Genomic DNA, 19,855 nt, shown 5'->3' on the forward strand with positions numbered 1-19,855 from the left:
CTTCGTACGCAGCGGGAGACGCAATGGTAATAGGGAGTAGTGTCTAACGAGACTTGTGCGCTACGAGGTAAGGGCATTGATCTTTGGTGATGTGTATATTTATACAGTATATGTATCCTGTAGTCCCTACCGTGTCAATAATTCTGGCACTTAAAGCAACGACTTTTGCGGGTGTCCAGAATTCTGTCTCTGAAGGCTCGCAGAGATATTACAGAATTATTTAGAGGCTCCTTAAAGCTCTCTCGCTGCGCAGATAACTTCATTCCACTCCATATCTGAGTGCCATTCTTTATACTGCTGAATCATTGGGTAATAGTGGTCAGGGATATCTGAATCGGGAGCGTCGCTATATAGGTACGCCATTCCCTCTCTAAACCATTCAGGCTTAAGCATTGTATTCAGTGGGCCTATCTCTTTAAATTGAAACCAGTGCACCATTTCATGTTGAGTAATATAGACCTGCCAGGAACTCGGCGCAATTACAGTGCCTGAGTAAGGAAAAGATATGGCCCTTTCTTGCCCGCCGCCAAATGAACGGTAACACTCGACAGTTGAACAATAAACAAAAGTAGGTTGGCTATTTACTAGAAGGCTGTTTCTGTTCAGTGAATCATTCGCTGATCGGTATAGAACGGTTGCTTCTGCGAGCCTTTTCTTATCTTCAACGCAAACAGGGCCATTACAATTAACGCCGTTAAGTTGAGGGAGGAGGAGTCGGATAGCTGGAAAAGATATCCATAATAGTATCGGGACTGATGCGAACACTAGTAGAGCCAAGGGCCTGAACATAAATTGGATTGCCTCTGTACTTTGGGTTACTTGCCATAAAGGGCGAAACAATTAAGAAAAATCTAGAATTGAATTGGTCTTGGCTCCGGTATTATCAAAACGGAGAACTCGCCCGCGTTTCCAAGTAATTAAATACGATTTTTCATTATAATAATTTACTTTGGATTTAGCGCCATTCCCTCTTCTGAACGTATTGAAATTGATAGAAGGTCGACGTTGCCAGCTCATCGAGTATCTATGTTTTTATTGGCAACTTCACCACCTATATTGGTGTCTGGGTTTAGTAGACCGCTGCATGCCAGCTGGTGGGAGGTTGATAAGTGTCCACTAGGGGGAGATGCTGACTCCAAGCGCTGTAGGGTTTGGGTTGCTGTAATGCTTAACTCCAAACTCAGTTGCTTTATGAATGAAGCTTCCTTCGTACTCTATTGATGTGAAGTGCTACTCCAACCCAATTCTGCCTTCATCAATCTGAAGCTGCCAGCCTAGAGATCGTCAGCATTTTTTTTTAGGCTTGTTCGTAACGCAGTGCTTGTGGGCATTTGTTAAATCTGCAACTTCCTTCAGAATCGGGTGCTTCCCCCGCCTGCTGATGACCATAAAGAGTAGTTAGCCCGTCTTGGTGAGAATCTAATAACTAATGCTTTAGCTGTATTTATCGCCAGGTTTAGAAACTATCAGTGATGGGAAGTGGGGGTTCTATTTTCTTCGCTTAGCAAAAACGCTAACTAGATTTTTATCGCTTGAGGAGAGTAGAGGTTGGCGCACCAAATTTGCACCAAAAGGTATGTAACTTATTGATTTCAAAGATCTGATTGGTGCCCGGGGCCGGACTTGAACCGGCACGGCCGTGAAGCCGGGAGATTTTAAGTCTCCTGTGTCTACCAATTCCACCACCCGGGCAGATCCTTTGCGAGAAAGGGCGATGTTTAAAAGCTGCCCTTCATTCTCACTTTCATTGCATTCAACAGGATACTGCAATGAAGAGGAAAATGGAGGCTAGGGTCGGAATCGAACCGGCGTACACGGAGTTGCAGTCCGCTGCATGACCACTCTGCCACCTAGCCTTTTTTATCCGCCTTTGGCGGAAAAGAACGCTGCGAATTCTATCTGATAAATCTGAAAAATCCTAGCGTTTTCTTATACTTACGTGCGTTTCGCTGTGTAAGTGGGCGCCATTTTAGGGACTCTAGAGGATTAGTCAAGCATTGTTTTCATCAATGTTGCAAACAAGTGAAAAAAAGTAGGAAAAGTTACCTTCTGATGATGGGGGAGGGCTGTAATAACTTTTAGCGCTGGTGCTCAAGAACCTATTTCCATTTGTTCTAAATTAATCTTCAGGTGTGCTGGCAATCTGTGACCTGTGTTCGATACTGTCTTTATCTGGCTAACACATCTCCCCCAACGTGTTTAGTAATGCTGGTAGGGTGGCTCACATGGCTGTCACCCGGAAGCAAGGATGAAATCCTCCAAGTTTCACTCCTAATGGTCTTGGCCCTGACGCTCTCCCCCCCCGTCGTCAGGGCTTTTTTTTGTCTGCTATTTGTTGGAGCCTTTCGCCCGGTCTGTCAGGTTTTCTGTGGCTAATGTATCCACGGGCTTACCGGCTGCTTTCTCAGACAGGGATCTAAACCTTTCCAGAGTCACTTCACCGCGTGTTCGAGCCAGTTCTTGTGCGACGTCATCAATACTTGCCTTGCCATTGCTGGCCTCGCGAATCTCTTTATCCAGTTGCTGCATTACCCCGGCCGCACGGGCGGTAATGGGGCCGGATGAGCGTTCGACTAATAGTGAAGGAGCCTTCTTACCCCATTTAATCAGTTTATCCATTGCCTCCTGATAGCGGGTTTCACTGATGCCACCAGTTCGCCTTAAAATCTCCAGGGAGTAAAACTCAGCCAGTCCCTCTACAATCCAATCGCTCTCATCGTCGCCGTGAATTCCCGTGCCCACATGAACTAACTCGTGGATCATGCTGCTGGTGCGGTTGCCGCTGATCAATGGTCGATCAGCATGCATATATAGAGAGCGTGTCCCCGATAGTCCGCCGCGCCACATGGGGTCGTCAGCGGTTACGATCAATAGATGATCAGGGAAGAGGGGGAAGATCTTCTTGAGCTCTGGCAGGTTCCAATTTAGGAAGGCCAGGATGTCTTGCCGCCGAATATTCTCATTTTTAGGGCCTGCAACACGGGTTTCGGTGCCGGCAATCATATCCTGCCGACTGCCAATTTTCCCTACAATCATCCAGCCCTTGGGTCTTACAAACTTACGCTTGGGGTCAGATAACTCGTATAGGTTATCTTCGATCTCAGGGTAGGGTAGGGCCGCATACCATTGGTCAGGAAGTTCCAGCTTAAGGCGGGCGGTAGAGCGGCCACGGCTGGTTGCCGATACCGGTGCAATCAATTTATCGCTGCGGAGAATTGCCCAGTCTTTGGTGATCCGTGAGTCGTAGCCACCGTTGCTACGCTGGTTATCTATGACAAAGCGGTACTTGAGGACGGGGTTCTTCCCTTCGGGTTGCCAGGTTGCTTTGTCGCCCTCGATCTTTAGTGGGGTGTCACTTTCCAGGTCCTGATAGCGGCCAGAGCGCAAGTTTAGAACGAGCTTACTTGGCATATCATCACCGCTGAGCGCCATTTCCACCTCAGCCAGCTTGGAGTTGGGCGAGATCTCTGCACTGTAAAGAATCTCATAAGCCTGAACAGCAGGGGATAGAGTGGCGAGTAATAGCGGCAGTGTTAGTAATCGTTTAAGCATCATTTCTTCAGCGGGAAATCCAACAATTAGTCGTTTCGACAGTATCTAAGCCTACAGGTGCCCTTGTGTCACCTTCAAGCAAACTGGTCACAAGCTAGCCAGTTATGAGGTGGCAGGTTTCATTTGATTGGTTTTCAGATATGTACCACTTAAAAAGAATACACTTACAAAGTCGTTATCCTATGGTGACGCATACAAGTAAGCATCTCCCGTATGAGTAAACAAGAAGATAGATGTGGATGGGCCGTCACAAGCATCTTTTGAGAGGGCTGGATTAGCGGGCAGGCATGCTGCCTAAGTGGGAATTGAATGCTACGAAGGATAAGACCGCAGCATAGCTGCGGTCTTGAAAGGTCTTTTGCAGTCTAACTAACGATGGCGACAGAGCTACCAATATCTGATTGCACGGGGATCAACGAACTGCATACCGTAGGCGCTCAGGGCAAATCCATCTGGAAAACTGCTCACCATTGGTTGCTGGGGGTTAACCGCGGCTATTTCGGAAGGGTAGTAGCCTCCCGGCACAAACTGCCCCTGCCAACTGGGTGTAGCTTGAGGGGGGTAGCCCTGTAAAGGACTCATGGTAAATCCAGAGTATGGAGTGGCCGAGGAGGGACCTTGCGCGGTAGCGGCATGAGTACCCGCGGCCCTTGCTTGCTCTTTGGCGGACTCAAAAGCGGAGTTGATACCGAAAAGCTTGGGAACACCTGCGCCAACTCTCTCTGCCCCGAGGGGCATTGGTGCGGCCAAGGATCGGATTAGTTGGAATAAGGCGGTCACCCTGGATACATCTTTCTGCCGGAGCACACCTTTAAATAATGGATGGTGGGCAAGTAGTAGTGCTGCCAAACCGGTAATATGCGGCGCGGCCATTGATGTACCTGATTGAACATCGAAGCCTTTGTCAGGCACAGACGAAACGATACCCACACCAGGTGCGGCAACAGAAATTTCCTGGCCGAAAGCGCTAAATCTAGGAACAAATAGACCGTCGGCTGATGCTGTTGAGGGTATTACTGTTTGCGCTTCCCAGGAATCTTTGGGGAATTCATTGAGCATTCCCAGAGCGCCGACAGCCATAGCATTTGGAGAACTGGCTGGATACTGGACTGCCCCGCCATTGTTGCCTGCGGCAACTATACAGGCGATACCATGTTGGACCGCTTCCTCGATCTGTTGCTCAACAGCTTCTGACGAATCAGAGCTGCCCAGGCTCATATTCACTACGTCAACGCCGAGTTCTATACAATGCGAGAGGGCATCAATCAAGCTGCTAAATTGCCCGCCGGGGAAAACTTTGAATACATAGATTTCGGCTTCAGGAGCAAAACCGCGTATTGCCTCGGAGCCAGAGGGTTGGCCTGTAATAATTCCTGCACAGTGGGTTCCATGGCCGACGATATCTTCTGCCCAGCTATTGGCATCGTAATTATTGGTGACATCGATACCATTCTTTAAATGGCTCAGTATCGGGTGCTTATTATCCGCACCGGAATCGATGATTGCGATTTTGATACCTTTGCCTGTGTATTCATCGGGTAGCTGGTCCAGGCCCATGTACTTTTGCCCCCAGCCATAGGAAGCATCATTGGGGAAGTTGGGTATGGCTTCGCTTAGGGGTTGGAGTTTCACCAGGTTTACACCGGTGAGTGATAGGGAGGGGCTGCGAATATATTTGTTCCAGAAATCTTTGGCGGGGCGGATCAGAAGTGATTTCACTTGAGCGCCGCCGCTTTGCGCAAAAATACTGAGCGCGACTTCCCCTTTATTGTTGGTGACCCCTTCTTGAGGAAAGCCCGCACTTTCAACAATTATTTGCGCGTCGCGTATGGGCTCACCTTTTGCACCGATAACGCGGAAGTGCACCTGCTGTGCCTGGACGTGGTATTCGCGCAATAGTCCGGGTTGCTGTGCAAAAACTGCGGAAAAGGTCGGTGAATAGCTCGCTTGCCCGTAAGAGAGAAGTGAGTCCAGTTCAACGGCGACGTTTGGTGGTGTGGTCTGGTAAAGTGCCGCAGCAGCATCCACATCCATACGGACTTTGTAAATATTGGTGGCCTCATCGGCGGAAGACAGCGTTTTTAGTTTTCTGCCGGGGCGTATTTCACGAAGCACCTCACAACCTGCCTGCCTGGCAATAGTGGAAATCACATGGTGCATTGAGCCCGAGCTCAATGGCTGCACGCCCATGGATTTAGCCATCAGGCTGCGGCGGGGTGAAATAAGTAACTCGACTTTCTCTGCAACCTCGACCGAAGGTTCTCCTGCGGCCTTTTCTTGTCGGGATTCAGTCATGTTCATGTTCCTTCGCTTTCAGTGCGGTACTGATTTAGTACGCGTGTGAAACGTCTGAAAGTGGTGAATCGAGTGGGTTTCAGTCTCAATTGAGAGGGTGGACAGGTTGATCCGGATCAATAATTACTTTGCCTCCCAATTTCTTTCTTAGGTCGTCGACGGCATCGGGTGTAGCCACAAGGGTGACGTTGCTTTTGCACAAAGTAACGTCCTTCACATCGGGGCAATTTGAAGCTTCCTTCACCAGCTCCTCTAGCTCCAGAGTGCTAGCTGATACCTTACGATTGGGTACGGCTACATATTGCTCAAACTTCTTCATTTTCTTCTCATTGTGACTGTGCTATCCAAAGTAGGGCAGGGGCGAACCCACCCCCAGGAAAAGGGGCGTGAAGCCCCTTTTTGCATCATTTTTAGTGCAGATAAGCTTGTTGCTGAAAGGCTGAGTTGGGTTGTGGCATTGCCTGATAGGGCAGTGGTTGTCCGATGCCACTCAAGTTCTGAAAAGGTTGCTGTGGCGGCTGCGGGAAAGCCTGGAATGGCACCGGTTGACTCAGTGGTGCAAAAGCTTGCGGGGGAACCGACCCATACTGCTCCGGAGCCACAGGTGCCAGTTGATTTACCGGTTGGCCGATGTAGGTCTGAGGAACGAGGTGTGGCGTGAATTGCGGTGCGGCCTGGTAGGGCAGCAGGTGGTTGAGGCGCGCCAAGTTGTTAAGGAGTTGACCTTGTTGAGGCACGCCAATGTAGTTGCCAAGAGCAGGTGCGGCACGACTAATCAACTCACCGAGGAGACCTTGCGGTGGCAGTTGCGGAGCGGCTTGATAGGGTAAGAGCTGTCCTAGTTGGGCGGCTGCATTGATCAGCTGTGCCTGAGGGTTATTGATGTAATTGGCCAAAACAGGGGCCGCGCGGTTTATCAATTCGCTGAGATAGTTTTGGGGGGCAAACTGATGAGCGAACTGAGGTGGAATTTGTGGAGCAAGCTGCTGAGGAATGTGGGGCGCTAACTGTTGTGGAAGCTGTGGTGCGGCCTGGAAGGGCAGTACTTGGCCCAATCCGCCGAGCGCATTGATCAATTGACCTTGTGGTCCACCGACAATGCCACCAACTACCGGGGCTGCACGGCTAATAAACTCTCCCAGCAATCCTTGTGGTGCTAACTGTTGAAGCGGTAGGTATGGCTGGGGGGGAGTGAGTCCGACGACCGGATTAATCGGAGGTACGGCATAGTTTTGTGGTTGTCCAAAGATCCCTTGAGCATATGCATATGGTTGGTACATGAACGTACTCCTCGAGTAGACCAATGACGATAGGGGGCTATCGCCCAGGTTATTTCATGGTTTACGGGTGAGAATTTTGGAGCTTGATAGAGCCCCGTTTTTAGGATCAGCCTGCTGATAATAAATCGGTAATGAGCTTTCGAGTTGTTGCATCTTGCGACGGACACTCAGCCGGCTGATCTGAGTATAGAGAAGCTTTTCAGAAGCACAGGGAAAGTTTGAAAAAAAATGGAGCGGGAAACAAAAAGGTAATGGGGGCGCAATTGTAGTCACCATTTTTCTTAAAATTCTGTAATTTTCCCAAAAGGAATATTTTTTAAAAAATAAAGTCTTACTCGGGATTTTCTACTTAAATGAGTGGTTAATATTCTTGTGGCGTGCAGGGTGCTGCTCCCTTGTATTGGTGTTAGGGCTCGGGGAAAATCCCCTCGGGTGCCCGGTGAAAAATAGCGGCACTTGTAGAAATATCCGTAAATAGCGAACTGGAATTTAAAGGTAACTGTTTATATCGATGTCTTGGAAAAGCAGCTTAACGAGCTTGTCAGTTCGCTTTTATGTAAAGATCTACTTACTCAAAATATCAAAAAACGATATCTAGCAGCTTTTCAATGTAATTTGCTATTGCCTCGCACTGTATGCCCTTCTTGGTTTTTTCTGCTCCAAACTCTTGCATCCTCTGTGGAGAGCTTTGCATTTTTTATACGTGTGCACTCAAAACTAAAAGTACTTGATAGTCGTTGAAGATACGTAAATACAAGAAAGTGGATAGAAATAATATCGGTATTTCTTTGGCGACCACAGTTTGCCGTATACGTGAAGAGGGTTTCAGAGAGTGGCTAAATCGGTGGAAAGTGTTCGACCCCAGGACGAGTAAGGGATTGGTTGTTAGTTGGCAGACTAAATGGATATGTCGGAGATTGGGGCAATTACTAGCAACCGTAAAGCTTGAATCTCCAGTGTAGAAAGAGGCGCTTGGAGCCGGGGAGGTCCAGCTATAATGCGGATTAGACTGCCTTTGAGGACAACTCAAAGATCGGTTGTGTCGGCAAAATGATCAATGATGACATTCGCGCCAAAAATTACTTGATCTTTGAAAAATGGATGAGTAGTATTCGCGGCCTCGGTGAGTAGCGCAGCCTGGTAGCGCACTTCGTTCGGGACGAAGGGGTCGGAGGTTCGAATCCTCTCTCACCGACCATATAAAAAGAAAAAGCCCGCTTATGCGGGCTTTTTCGTGTTTATGATTTCATTCCTGGTAGCGCTTTTACTTTAAAGGCTTACATGGGCAATTACACAGCTGCCTTGAGGGTGTTATCTCTTACTTGCTTATCGGTGTAAATAGCTAAGCCAGCCATGCTCAAAGCCTCGTGCCTCTTCGGTACTTCTGAAGCTAATTCTTTATTTGTCCCCATCGCTTTTAACTTTTTAATGCGCTTCCGCATTAAGCCCGGCAAGGTAAACATGCAGGAGTTGCTTGTACTGTTCCTGGTGCGATGCACTGGGGGAAAGTGAGGGGTAATCTGAACGGCTTATCGTCAGCTCAAGCTAAAGAGTTCAGGCACAAAAAAGCCCGCTAAAAGCGGGCTTTGAAAATCTGGTCGGTGAGAGAGGATTCGAACCTCCGACCCCTTCGTCCCGAACGAAGTGCGCTACCAGGCTGCGCTACTCACCGTTTTTTGTTTCGCATCATTTGCGAAGGGGCGGCACTATAGCAGCAATTTTTCGGCTGTAAACCACTGATTTAATTTTTTATTTGTCGAATCAGTCCCTCTTGGCAGGTAGACGCTACCAGCGTTCCGTCGCGGGTGAAAATCTGGCCGCGGGTAAAGCCTCTGGCACCGGTTGCCGAAGGGCTATCCGTTACATAGAGAAGCCATTGATCCAGGCGGAAATCGCGGTGGAACCACATCGCGTGGTCAACGCTCGCGGGCATCAATTGGGGATCGAATAAGGATATGTCGTGCGGCTGTAGGGAGGTACCCAGGAGTCCCATATCGGATGCATAGCAAAGTGCTGCTCGGTGCTCCATCGGGTCGTCCGACATCTCGCCCTCTGCCCGCAGCCAGAACATGCATTTGGCTTCGCGGGTTTCAGCGCCAAAGTAGCTTTGCGGGTCTACCGGACGAAAATCGATCATATAGCGCCGCTGATCGTACTGCGGGCTAACCAATCCAGCTTCCAGGGCCAGCTCCTGGGTGTTTTTCAGGCTCTCAGGAGAGGGAATCTCGACACAAGGCAGGTCGGCCTGGTGGTCAAATCCGGGTTCCCGAATTTGGAAGGAGGCGGACATATTGAAGATCGCGCGCCCGCGCTGCTTGGCGACTACGCGACGAGTGGTAAAGCTACCGCCATCGCGGATTGGGTCTACTTCGTAGATCACCGGCAGCTCACTAGAGCCAGGGCGGAGGAAGTAGGCGTGAAGGGAGTGGGGTAGGCGATGCTCAACGGTACGAGTTGCTGCCATCAGTGCTTGGCCCAGAACTTGCCCGCCAAAAAGCACTTTGCGATAATTTTCAACGTGATGACGACTGCGGAAGAGATTTCGATCCAGCTCTTCAACATCCAATAACTTACCTAATTTTTCCAACATAAGGGATTTTGCCCGTTACCTATTCCACTTAACAGAGTTTGCAGATGGGGAGCTTTGCGCTCTTAATCAAAAGGATAATAACAGCAAATCCCTTTAACCCCATTCATATTTTGAACGTTAGGCCCATTTTGGTCACAGGTGCCACCTCGTATAGCTATCCAGCTCTTTTCCATACACTGGCTACTGATTTTCTCAGTCAAGTTGAAACTCTGTGCTATTGACTATTGCGACATGTCGAATTCTTACTTATTTCTGTGGTATAAAGCGCCAATAGTTGTTGGGACAGTTGGACTAATTCGTTTGCAGCTATCCAACAAAGATTGAATAAAAGAAGTAGGAGATACCACAGGTGCCACACGACAATATTGATATACGTCCACCACTGAATTTCGGCAAGGTTGTCAGTCGGCACCGTACCGCAAAGGCTGTGGCTGGAGGAGTTGGCTCTGCTGCTTATTATGGGGTGTGGGGTGCACAGACGGCTACAGGTGCCACACTAACCGGCCTGGCTACCGGTGCAGCGGCTGCGACTTCTGCGACGGGTATTGGTTTGGTTGTTGCTGGAACAGCATTGTCCATTGGTTACGCTGGTTTGGCGGCCCGATCCGCATACAAGACCAATAATCACCTCAATGCTCTGAAAAAAATCTATGAAAACAGGAAGTCGTATAGCTGTCCTTGTAAAGGATCGGTCGCCCACGACTATGTTTCTGGCCAAGTGCTTCCTTATATCATCGAACAGAAAAGCAAAAAGTTGCATCGCAAGATGGTTGAAGCGACTCCGGGAATCGCCTCAGTAGAGTATGCGCGCAAGGCAGTAAAAAACCTGTACAAGCGTTCACAGGGTACGCTCGGCAAAAAACGTACTTTTGCTGCAGAGTGGTTGGCGCAGCATTTGATTTCTCATGATTGTGAATTAGCTAATGCGATTGTTGCAGAGCTCTACTCAGAGGAGGAAATGCTCTGGATACGCACGCAGGACAACGATGTAGTCGCGCCTCTGTTGGAGCTAAAGCTGAAGTCCGTTTAATAGTGGCTTCTTGTGTTCTGGTGTAGTTCTTGATTTCATTCGGAAGTATTGGGGTAAAGGACTACCCAGCAATCACTCAATCGTCGAATTTTATGTGTTATGTGCAATGCTTGGGCTCGCCAAGCGTCACCACATGCTAAAATAAAAGGTCTGCTCTCAGCTTAAAATTGGCTCATTTTGAGTAAATTTTGAGCAAAATGGCCTAATATTTTTAATATTAGGCAGTCTAATTCCCCGATTTACTTTTCCAACCGACTTGAATTGCCTATCATTCATGAATGAATAGTCAATTTCAGTCCCCATTTTTAAGGGCAAAGAAGGTCGGAAGTATGGATAAGGCAAAAGAGAAGGTTCAGCGGTTCCGCGCGCGGGAGCAGCGTATCCTGGATGCGGCTCTGGAGCTTCTGTTGGAGCACGGTGAAGAGAAAGTCACGGTCGAACAGATTGCCGAGCGTGTGGATATCGGTAAGGGCACGATTTACAAGCACTTTATTTCCAAGACAGAAATCTACATGCGTTTGCTGATGGATTATGAAAAATCCCTCGCTGAACGTCTCAAGACCGCTGTAGCCTTGGCCGAGCAAGGTGATATCACCGCTCCAGCCCGCGCCTATTTTGAATCTCGTATGGCCGATCCTGGCAAAGATAGACTCTTCCAGCGCCTGGAGGAGAAGATTATCGCGTTGAACCTGGCTCCAGAAATGATTGCGGAGCTCCACAATATTCGTAATTCCAATGCTACCTCTCTCAATCGGGTCTTTGAGCGCCGTATGGAGCAGGGCATGCTGAAGAACGTTCCTGCATACTTCTATTACTCAACATACTGGGCGCTTGTGCAAGGGGCGGTAGAGCTTTATCACTCCAAGTCTTTTGCCAATGTAATAGAGGACAGGGAAGGTTTGATGGAGTTTATTATGGATGTGGGTGTGCATATCGGTGATATGTCCTCTCGCAAAACGCCAGAGGGAAGCCAGACAAGCCATCACAGCGATTCTGCGGGGTCCGCCCTTGGCTGAGCCCCTGTTCCAGCAGCTGCAAAAATTACAGGCTGAATTTCATGGGCATCCACCTGTAGAAAGGTGGAACCCAGAGCTTTGTGGGGACATGGATATGGTCATCAAGTCTGATGGCCGTTGGATCCACGAGGGAACAGAGATTCGTCGTCACCCTCTTGTGAAACTGTTTGCCAGCATTTTGAAGCGTGAGGGGGATGAATACTTCCTTGTCACCCCTGTCGAGAAGCTGCGAATCACAGTGGAGGATGTTCCATTTGTGATCACTCAGGTGGCCCGCAACCCCGGGAGTACTCATCAACAACTACTTTTCACCACAAATGTGGGCGACGTTGTTGAGCTGTCGGAAGAGGGGCAGTGGCAACTGAGAGACTTTGGTGCTCCGCCGCAGCCAGTCCCCTACCTGGAGATTCGAGGGGGGTTACAGGCTCGCGTTTCCCGTGATGTTTTTTACCAGTTGGCAGACTGGGCGCTTGAAGGGGGTCGCGATTCCGATAAGCTTTTTGTGCAAAGTGACGGAAAAGATTTTCTGCTGGGTTCTTGCAATTAGATAGCTCCCGGTCCCTGCTGGCGGATTCCTCGCGCCTCAGCGCTGATTTGTAGCTGGGGCTTTAATTCATAGCCTTGCTCTTCACTGTTCGAGTTTAGAAAGTATTTGCTTTACTCTATAGCATCAAACTATTTAGTGGATGCCACTATCGCTTCTGTATTTTGATTACCACTGTGGAATTTATACTTGATTGTGCCGGTGCTTGCTTGAGTCCGGAAAATAGCCCGGGAATATACATATCTATACTATTTATTTGTGGTGTTGGTGTATTTCATTTCTATTAAAAAGATAGTGTTTGAAATCTTATGGAAATATAAGTGTATTTGTTCTGAAAGAAATAAAATATTAATTCGATAATTTACGGAAATATCTAAATAAGTAACAAATCCGCAACAGTGCATTTCTAAACTTCCCTCCGTCCAAATCGCTACGGCGAAACAAAAAAATATAGTTTTTATTTGCTTGGCTGCTGCCATTTATTTTTTTTAAAAATGGCGGAGTTGAAGCAATTAAAGTTTTGGATTGAAATTCCTATAGGGGGAAACATGAAGCGAGTACAAAATAAGCTCTTACTGGCAGCTGCGATTGCTGCGCTATTAGCGGGTTGTGACGGTGGCGGTGTGAGTATCGAGCCGGAAACAGTAGATAACTCGGTGGACAACTCGGTAGATAATTCAGTGACAAATCCTGGCGGAGGTTCCACTGATGAAAATCCATGTGCCACTATAGAAAGTTCAAGTGTACAAGGTGAATTTAGCGGTGGTAACTGCTATTACACAACTGATTTTGTTTCTGCTGCAAACCCATTAACTGAAGATTTATATCTCACTGCGCTGGATAGCAATGGAGCTCATGTCTTTAGCGGCAGTTTGTTTGTTGGAGAAAGTTACTCCAGCGATTCTGACCTGGCAGCAGCCGGTATTTCTGAGGGTGGTGACGGCGTAAAACTGGAAATTGAGGCGGGCGCCACTATCGCTTTTAAAGATAATTCAGCATTTATGGTTGTAAACCGTGGATCGCAAGTCTTTGCTCGCGGTACAGAAACATCTCCCATCACTTTTACGTCAGAAACTGATGTTCTTGGCACTGTAGGTCCGGAGGATGTTTCACAGTGGGGTGGAATGGTTATTAATGGCTTTGGTGTAACGAACAAATGCCAATATACAGGTTCTATTGGCGGTGGTGATCTGACTCTTGATGGCGAGTGTCACGTAGCTGCTGAAGGATCCACTGATGACAATACCTCCTACTACGGCGGTGACAACAATGCCGATAACTCGGGAGAGCTTTTGTACGTTGTTGTCAAACACACTGGCGCAGAAGTTGCTAGTGGTGATGAGTTGAACGGAATTGCTTTTGATGCTGTAGGTAATGGCACAACGATCCGTAACCTTCAAACATACTCAACTTACGATGACGGTATCGAGTTCTTCGGTGGCGCTGTAGATGTCGAAAATTATGTTGCACTCTACGTTCGCGATGACTCCATTGATATTGATGAAGGTTATCGTGGAAGTATTACCAATGCTTTAGTGATTCAAAGTGAGACTGACGGCAATCACTGTATAGAGGCCGATGGCATCGGTTCATATAGTGATGGAGCTGATTATTCCACCTTGATCAGCCAGGGTCTCAACAGTCGACCAGTAATTGACGGGCTGACCTGTATTGTTTCCGCTCAAGAAGAGGGTACTCATGACCCCGGTGCAGGCTGGCGCCTGCGTGAGGGTATTTATCCAATGATCACTAATTCTATAGTTGTGGCCTCCTTCTTTGCTGATGAGACTGGCGTGGCCGGCGATAACTACTGCCTGCGTATTGAGAGCTCTCAAACTCGCGGCGAAGCATCTGCTGGGACTGAGGTGGCTCTGACTTCCAACATTTTCGCCTGTGAAGATCGCACTAAAACCGATGAAGACAGCTTCAATGTTGAGACTTGGGCTGTGGATAGCGGTAACCAATTTGCCACTATCTCCGGTGAAGTTAATCCAACCTCTAATGCCGATACTGACTTTGTTTTGCTCGGCGGTTCCCCTGCAATGTTCACAGTTGATGCATCTGCTCAAGTGATCGATGGCGTTGCACCTACGGTTTCTGCCGAACTGGGTCGTGCCTATTTGGGTGCGCTTGAGCAGGATGGTACCGATTGGACTCAGGGTTGGACTTACGGTCTTCACCAGGGTGATCGCGCTCAACCTCTCTGGTTTGAGTAATAGATCGAGGTAGCGGTTGGGGATGCTAATCCCAATCAATTAAGGCGCCGCCTTCGCTGATGGAGTCGGCGCCTTATTTGATTTAAGACCGTGATTCTTAGGAATGAAAAGAGGCCTGAGAGATGGTTAAGTGCGAAAGATTTCAAAGGGCGCCGCTTGTTTTGGCGGTAGCTGCGGGCTCCACATTTGCAGCTGGAGTGTATGCACAGGATGCTGAACTGGTTGATAGTGCCACTCCTGGGATTGAAGAGGTTGTAGTCCAGGGGCGGCTGAAGGACTCTGCTGAAGTCCTAATCAGCGAGCGCCTGGAGGAGGAGGTAGTTACGGATATCCTCGGGGCTGAGATGATCAGCAGGGTGGGGGACTCTACCGTAGCCGCAGCGCTGCGACGAGTATCCGGATTATCCCTGGTAAGTGACAAGTTCGTTTACGTAAGGGGCTTGGGTGAGCGATATTCAAGTACAACTCTCAATGGTTCGACGGTGCCATCCCCGGATCTGACCAGAAATGTCATCCCATTAGATCTATTCCCGACCTCTATCGTGGAATCGCTAGCGGTACAGAAGAGCTACTCAGTTGATAAGTCTGCCTCGTTTGGAGGTGGTAATGTCGATATCCGCACCAAAGGGATACCTGATGATCTGACTTACGCTATTGAAGTTGGTACGGGCACCAATAGTGAAGTCAATGGTAATGTGCTCAGCTACAGCGGTGGAGATGATGATATTTGGGGTGCTGATGATGGTACCAGGGCGATGCCGGGTGAGATATCTGCGGCACTGCAACGCTTCAAGGGTAATATTTCAGTTGCGGATATCCGTGATACCTTGATTACTGAGGGGAATGAGTATTCAAGTAACCAGGAAGCGGAAAAGGCGGCTCAAGCGCTAAATAGGGAACTCGCCCTAAGCTTGAATCGTGATATTTCTATTAAAGAGGAATCTAGCGATCCTGACCAAGACTACAAGGCTAGTGTAGGGAATCGCTTCTACTACGGGGACGATTGGGAGTTCGGTTTCCTGGCTGGAGCCTCCTACAAGAGTAAGTGGAGGGAGAGTGAGCGCACTATTCGTGACTACGGTAACCCACAGGAGCAGGTTGACCGTCGAACCGAGTCTACTTACTCCGTAGATATCAGTGGAAATTTAAACCTAGGTATACGTTTTGCGGACGAGCATTCGGTTGAGAGTATCAGTTTGTATTTGAGGAATACGGACGATGAGACTTCAATCAGGGATTACTTTGACTCAGATCGTCTATTGTCTGATGGCGCTGGATCGAGAAATTATGACCTGAAGTATGAAGAGCGGGAGCTGGTGCTTCATCAAATAAAGGGAAGTCACTCTCTTGGTCCAGAAACAAAAGGCCTGCTGTCCGTCAGCTCCCTAAGTTGGGTGCCTGAGGATTTGGTGGTTGACTGGTTCTACTCCGATTCAACGGCGATGACAGATATCCCCAATCAGGTTGAGGTGATTGCTAACACCGAAACTGACCCTGAAACCGGAGAGGTTATTAACTCAACGGTGGATATTGCTTCGCGGAGTGCGAGTTTTCGATTTACCGAGCTGGAGGATGAGGTCCGAAACTACGGTTGGTCCGCAACATTGCCCGTTGAGTTTTCCTCGTCTTCGTTGGAGTTGAGTGGTGGGTTTGCTCGAATTGAGAAGGGGCGCTCCTATAAGCAAACTGAATTTGGATTGGATATCTTCAGTGTGGCTGACCCCTCAATACTTGATGACCCTTTGAGTGATGTGTTTAGCGATACCAATATCACTAACGATGAAAATAACTTTGTTTTTGCCAAGTCTGGCAGTAACAAGCAAAGTTATTTGGCCGCTACTTCGACAGATGCGATCTACGGTAAATTCGATTGGACCCTTGAGGAAACCTGGCGTATTTCAGCTGGGGCCCGATGGGAGGACTATAGTCAAGCTGCTTTAGAGTGGAACCCCTATAGTTTCTCGCAAAGTGAGCCGCAGATTACGAATGACCCTGAAGAGTTGGCTGAAGCGGTATATACGGATGACGATATTTATCCCTCGCTATCCTTGACCTATATGGGGTCATTCTGGGCGGAAACCTTCCAGTTGAGATTTGGTGCATCCAAGACTGCAGTGAGGCCCGATTTACGCGAAATCACCGATGCTATTTATATTGATCCGTACACGGATGATCAGATCAGGGGAAATTCAAGTGTTCGGCCGTCAGAGATCGATAACTACGATATTCGTGCGGAGTGGTTTTTTGATAGTGGCGATAGTCTGACCATTTCGGCTTTCTATAAGGATATTATTAACCCTATTGAATTCTTTGAAGCTGCCTCGAGTGATGACAATATTGCTCGGGAGATTATTAATGCTGAGTCTGGTGAGATTACCGGTATAGAAATAGAAGGTATGAAAAGCCTTGGTTTTATCTCTGACCCACTGGAGAGCTTCTTTTTGCAGGGTAATATTACTCTGCAAGACTCGGAAATTGTTGCCGGTAATGAGGCCGATGCACCGACGAATGATGTCCGCGAGATGACTGGTGCATCTGATTATGTTGTCAATATGCTGCTCGGTTTTGACAGTCCGGACGGGAACCATTCTGCCAGCTTGGTTTACAACGTATTTGGTGAGCGCCTTTACAAAGCGGGGCGAGATCCTCATCCCGATTCATTTGAGCAGCCATTCCACTCTCTGGATTTGACTTACTTCTGGTATCCAACTGACGAGGTGACGGTGAAGGCTAAAGTGCAGAACCTTTTGGGTGAAGCCATTGAAATTGAGAGGCAGGGTGTCACCGTTTTTGAGGAGGAGGTTGGGCAGACTTTCGCATTGAGTGCGCAGTATAAGTTCTAAAGTTAGTCGAAGGTCTCAGTGAGGGTAGGCGCGCATTGGTGTGTCTACCCATTTTAGTATTCTTGAGCAGATTTGCTGCTGTCTAACGTCTAGGTTTCTATGTGACATGTTAAAGCGATGAGGTGGCCCATCGTAAATTGCTATCTTCGCATGGCTTTTGATATGGATATAATGTCGCTATCAGGGGCATCTCAATGAAGAGCAGTTGATTCACTTCATAGTATATAGCCGCTCTTTGCTAATCCTGAGTATCAGGCGGTACACTTCTACTGCTTGGCGTTTTTTTAAATACACTATAGGTTTTAGGGAGAGGGTTTATTCATGGATTTTAAAAATATTGATAGAGCTAAGCGGGTAGCTATAGGCTTCTTTTTGTTGTTGAGTGCTGTTTCAAATGCTTGGGCCATTGGTGATGGTGGGACAAGAAAGTTAGAGTCGGTCCGTTTAGTGGGTGATGATCAGATCGCTTTTGAGGCGTATTCAGATGACTTTCTCAATCCAGATGGTTGCGAAAGGTCTGATAGAATAGTAATACAGGCTGATGCGGTTGATGCAGATCAAAAGTTAAGTGTTGCTATGACTGCACTAGTTGCTGACAAAAGAGTGGCCGTTTGGGTGAGTGGTTGTTCAAATACTGCCTGGGGTTATACGGTACCTACTTTACTCTCTTTAGGGATATTGCGAGATTAACTTTCTCACATAAAAAAATGGCGCCATCGGCGCCATTTTTTTATGAGTAGACCCAATTACATATTTGGATAATTGGGGCCGCCGGCACCTTCAGGGGTTACCCAGACAATATTTTGGGTTGGGTCCTTAATGTCACAGGTCTTACAGTGTACGCAGTTTTGAGCGTTGATCTGGAAGCGCTTACCGTTGGTGTCTTCAATAACCTCATAAACACCGGCAGGGCAGTAGCGCTGCGCGGGTTCATCGTAAATCGGCAGGTTGTGACTCAGCGGAACTTCTGGGTCCTTCAGGGTCAGGTGGCAAGGCTGGTCTTCTTCGTGGTTAGTATTGGAAATAAACACGGAAGATAGCTTGTCAAAACTGAGTACGCCGTCGGGCTTCGGATAGTCAATCTTTGCGCAGTCAGCAGCAGGCTTGAGCTGGGCGTGATCAGCCTTGGTGTCGCGCAGGGTCCAGGGAAGCTTGCCTTTAAAGATATTGATATCCACAAATGCATAGGCAGATCCCAGAATGTTGCCCCATTTGTGCTGGGCAGGGCCGAAGTTGCGCTGCATGTGCAGCTCTTTCCAGGCCCAGCTATCGCGATACTTGGTGGTGTAGTCGGTCAGCTCTTCGCTATTGCGCTCAGCGGCGAGGGCTTCAACTACAGACTCAGCCGCGATCATGCCGGATTTCATCGCGGTGTGATTGCCCTTGATCTTGGCAAAGTTCAGGGTGCCGGCGTTATCACCGATCAGCAGGCCGCCAGGGAAAGTCATTTTCGGCTGGGATTGAAGGCCACCTTTTACTATGGCGCGGGCACCGTAGGCAACGCGCTCGCCACCTTCCAGGTACTGCTTGATTACCGGATGGTGTTTATAGCGCTGGAACTCGTCAAATGGACTCACATGGGGGTTGCTATAGGCGAGGTCAGTAATCAAGCCGACAACAACCTGGTTGTCTTCGAGGTGGTAAAGGAAGCCGCCACCGTGGGTGGAGCTTTGTTCCAGCGGCCAGCCAGCAGTGTGAACAACCAGGCCTTGCTGGTGTTTGTCTGCAGGGACTTTCCAAATCTCTTTAATACCGATGCCGTAGTGTTGTGGGTCGGCATCTTCGTCTAGCTTAAAGCGTTCGATCAGCTGCTTGCCCAGGTGACCGCGACAACCTTCAGCGAAGAGAGTGTATTTGGCATGCAGCTCCATGCCCGGCATGTAAGAGTCTTTCTGCTCTCCGTTCATGCCGATGCCCATATCGCCAGTAGCGATACCTTTCACAGAGCCATCTTCGGTGTACAAAATTTCGGCTGCGGCGAAGCCAGGGAAGATTTCCACTCCCAGGCTTTCGGCTTGTTCTGCCAGCCAACGGCACAGGTTGCCGAGACTGATAATGTAGTTGCCCTCGTTGTGCATGGTGCTGGGCACAAACATGTTGGGGACTTTTATAGAGTTCTCTTCGCTGCGCAGGACGTAGATGTCGTCGCCTTTTACCTCAGTATTGAGGGGGGCTCCACGTTCTTTCCAGTCGGGGAAGAGTTCATTAAGGGCGGTGGGCTCAAATACAGCACCGGATAGGATGTGAGCTCCTACTTCTGAGCCTTTCTCCACGACACATACAGAGACGTCTTCATTGAGCTGACGAATACGACAGGCCGCGGCCAATCCAGCGGGGCCGGCACCCACGATCACTACATCGTATTCCATTGATTCGCGTTCCACGGCACTCTCCTCAGCAGTTGTATTCAACTTTTTTGCGGCCAATCCGGCCTTATCATTTATATTGCTGGCGGATTATATAGGCGTTTAATCAACCCTACCAATTGC

At 48.5% G+C, this 19,855-nt stretch carries 14 protein-coding genes, 4 tRNA genes and 1 pseudogene; 7 read left to right on the forward strand and 12 right to left on the reverse strand.

Going from position 1 to position 19,855, the window contains the following annotated elements:
* Positions 1-231 precede the first annotated feature (231 nt).
* The 8 genes and pseudogenes from ACJJIN_RS05375 to ACJJIN_RS23405 form a co-directional block, all read right to left on the reverse strand.
* Complete coding sequence (locus ACJJIN_RS05375) at positions 232-363, reverse strand: hypothetical protein (RefSeq protein WP_444897190.1); 132 nt, start codon at positions 361-363, stop codon at positions 232-234.
* A 1,242-nt stretch (positions 364-1,605) separates the two neighbouring features.
* Positions 1,606-1,692, reverse strand: a tRNA-Leu gene (locus ACJJIN_RS05380).
* Between the two features lie 90 nt (positions 1,693-1,782).
* Positions 1,783-1,856: transfer RNA gene (locus ACJJIN_RS05385), tRNA-Cys, on the reverse strand.
* Positions 1,857-2,328: 472 nt separating this feature from the next.
* Complete coding sequence (locus ACJJIN_RS05390; protein ID WP_444897191.1) at positions 2,329-3,555, reverse strand: hypothetical protein; 1,227 nt, start codon at positions 3,553-3,555, stop codon at positions 2,329-2,331.
* A gap of 384 nt (positions 3,556-3,939) precedes the next feature.
* The gene (locus ACJJIN_RS05395; RefSeq protein ID WP_444897192.1) at positions 3,940-5,847 is read right to left on the reverse strand and encodes a S8 family serine peptidase; all 1,908 of its coding nucleotides are present in this window, start codon (positions 5,845-5,847) and stop codon (positions 3,940-3,942) included.
* A gap of 85 nt (positions 5,848-5,932) precedes the next feature.
* Positions 5,933-6,166: a hypothetical protein gene (locus ACJJIN_RS05400; protein ID WP_444897193.1), complete on the reverse strand. Its 234-nt coding sequence runs from the start codon at positions 6,164-6,166 to the stop codon at positions 5,933-5,935.
* A gap of 91 nt (positions 6,167-6,257) precedes the next feature.
* Positions 6,258-7,127 (reverse strand): hypothetical protein, encoded by an 870-nt coding sequence (locus tag ACJJIN_RS05405; RefSeq protein ID WP_444897194.1) that lies wholly within the window; start codon positions 7,125-7,127, stop codon positions 6,258-6,260.
* A 697-nt stretch (positions 7,128-7,824) separates the two neighbouring features.
* Positions 7,825-8,163: pseudogene (locus ACJJIN_RS23405) on the reverse strand (hypothetical protein); the annotation flags it as partial.
* 85 nt (positions 8,164-8,248) lie between these two features.
* On the opposite strand from ACJJIN_RS23405, the gene ACJJIN_RS05410 reads away from it, so the two are divergent.
* Positions 8,249-8,325: transfer RNA gene (locus ACJJIN_RS05410), tRNA-Pro, on the forward strand.
* A gap of 91 nt (positions 8,326-8,416) precedes the next feature.
* On the opposite strand, the gene ACJJIN_RS05415 is transcribed toward ACJJIN_RS05410, so the two are convergent.
* The 3 genes from ACJJIN_RS05415 to ACJJIN_RS05425 all read right to left on the reverse strand — a co-directional run bounded on the left by ACJJIN_RS05415 (position 8,417) and on the right by ACJJIN_RS05425 (position 9,717).
* Entirely contained in the window at positions 8,417-8,590 is a 174-nt protein-coding gene (locus ACJJIN_RS05415) for a hypothetical protein (RefSeq protein WP_444897195.1), read from the reverse strand.
* A 132-nt stretch (positions 8,591-8,722) separates the two neighbouring features.
* A tRNA-Pro gene (locus tag ACJJIN_RS05420) sits at positions 8,723-8,799 on the reverse strand.
* Positions 8,800-8,868: 69 nt separating this feature from the next.
* Positions 8,869-9,717, reverse strand: a complete 849-nt coding sequence (locus ACJJIN_RS05425) for an acyl-CoA thioesterase (protein WP_282932695.1) — start codon at positions 9,715-9,717, stop codon at positions 8,869-8,871.
* Positions 9,718-10,066: 349 nt separating this feature from the next.
* Between ACJJIN_RS05425 and ACJJIN_RS05430 the strand changes: the two genes are divergently transcribed.
* The 6 genes from ACJJIN_RS05430 to ACJJIN_RS05455 all read left to right on the forward strand — a co-directional run bounded on the left by ACJJIN_RS05430 (position 10,067) and on the right by ACJJIN_RS05455 (position 18,056).
* Positions 10,067-10,747, forward strand: a complete 681-nt coding sequence (locus ACJJIN_RS05430; protein WP_444897196.1) for a hypothetical protein — start codon at positions 10,067-10,069, stop codon at positions 10,745-10,747.
* 329 nt (positions 10,748-11,076) lie between these two features.
* A complete protein-coding gene (locus ACJJIN_RS05435) occupies positions 11,077-11,763 on the forward strand; it encodes a TetR/AcrR family transcriptional regulator (RefSeq protein ID WP_282932697.1) in 687 nt (228 codons plus the stop codon).
* Complete coding sequence (locus ACJJIN_RS05440; protein WP_444897197.1) at positions 11,756-12,310, forward strand: DUF1285 domain-containing protein; 555 nt, start codon at positions 11,756-11,758, stop codon at positions 12,308-12,310. The genes ACJJIN_RS05435 and ACJJIN_RS05440 overlap by 8 nt, the downstream gene beginning before the upstream one ends.
* A 545-nt stretch (positions 12,311-12,855) precedes the next feature.
* Complete coding sequence (locus ACJJIN_RS05445) at positions 12,856-14,523, forward strand: beta-helix domain-containing protein (protein WP_444897198.1); 1,668 nt, start codon at positions 12,856-12,858, stop codon at positions 14,521-14,523.
* A gap of 122 nt (positions 14,524-14,645) precedes the next feature.
* Positions 14,646-17,366 (forward strand): TonB-dependent receptor domain-containing protein, encoded by a 2,721-nt coding sequence (locus tag ACJJIN_RS05450; RefSeq protein WP_444897199.1) that lies wholly within the window; start codon positions 14,646-14,648, stop codon positions 17,364-17,366.
* Between the two features lie 321 nt (positions 17,367-17,687).
* Positions 17,688-18,056, forward strand: a complete 369-nt coding sequence (locus ACJJIN_RS05455; RefSeq protein ID WP_444897200.1) for a hypothetical protein — start codon at positions 17,688-17,690, stop codon at positions 18,054-18,056.
* Positions 18,057-18,112: 56 nt separating this feature from the next.
* Here the strand turns inward: ACJJIN_RS05455 and ACJJIN_RS05460 are convergent, their stop codons facing one another.
* Positions 18,113-19,750 (reverse strand): electron transfer flavoprotein-ubiquinone oxidoreductase, encoded by a 1,638-nt coding sequence (locus ACJJIN_RS05460; RefSeq protein ID WP_444897201.1) that lies wholly within the window; start codon positions 19,748-19,750, stop codon positions 18,113-18,115.
* Between the last annotated feature and the right edge of the window lie 105 nt (positions 19,751-19,855).

This window comes from Microbulbifer maximicatervae (SeqCode) (assembly GCF_052467505.1).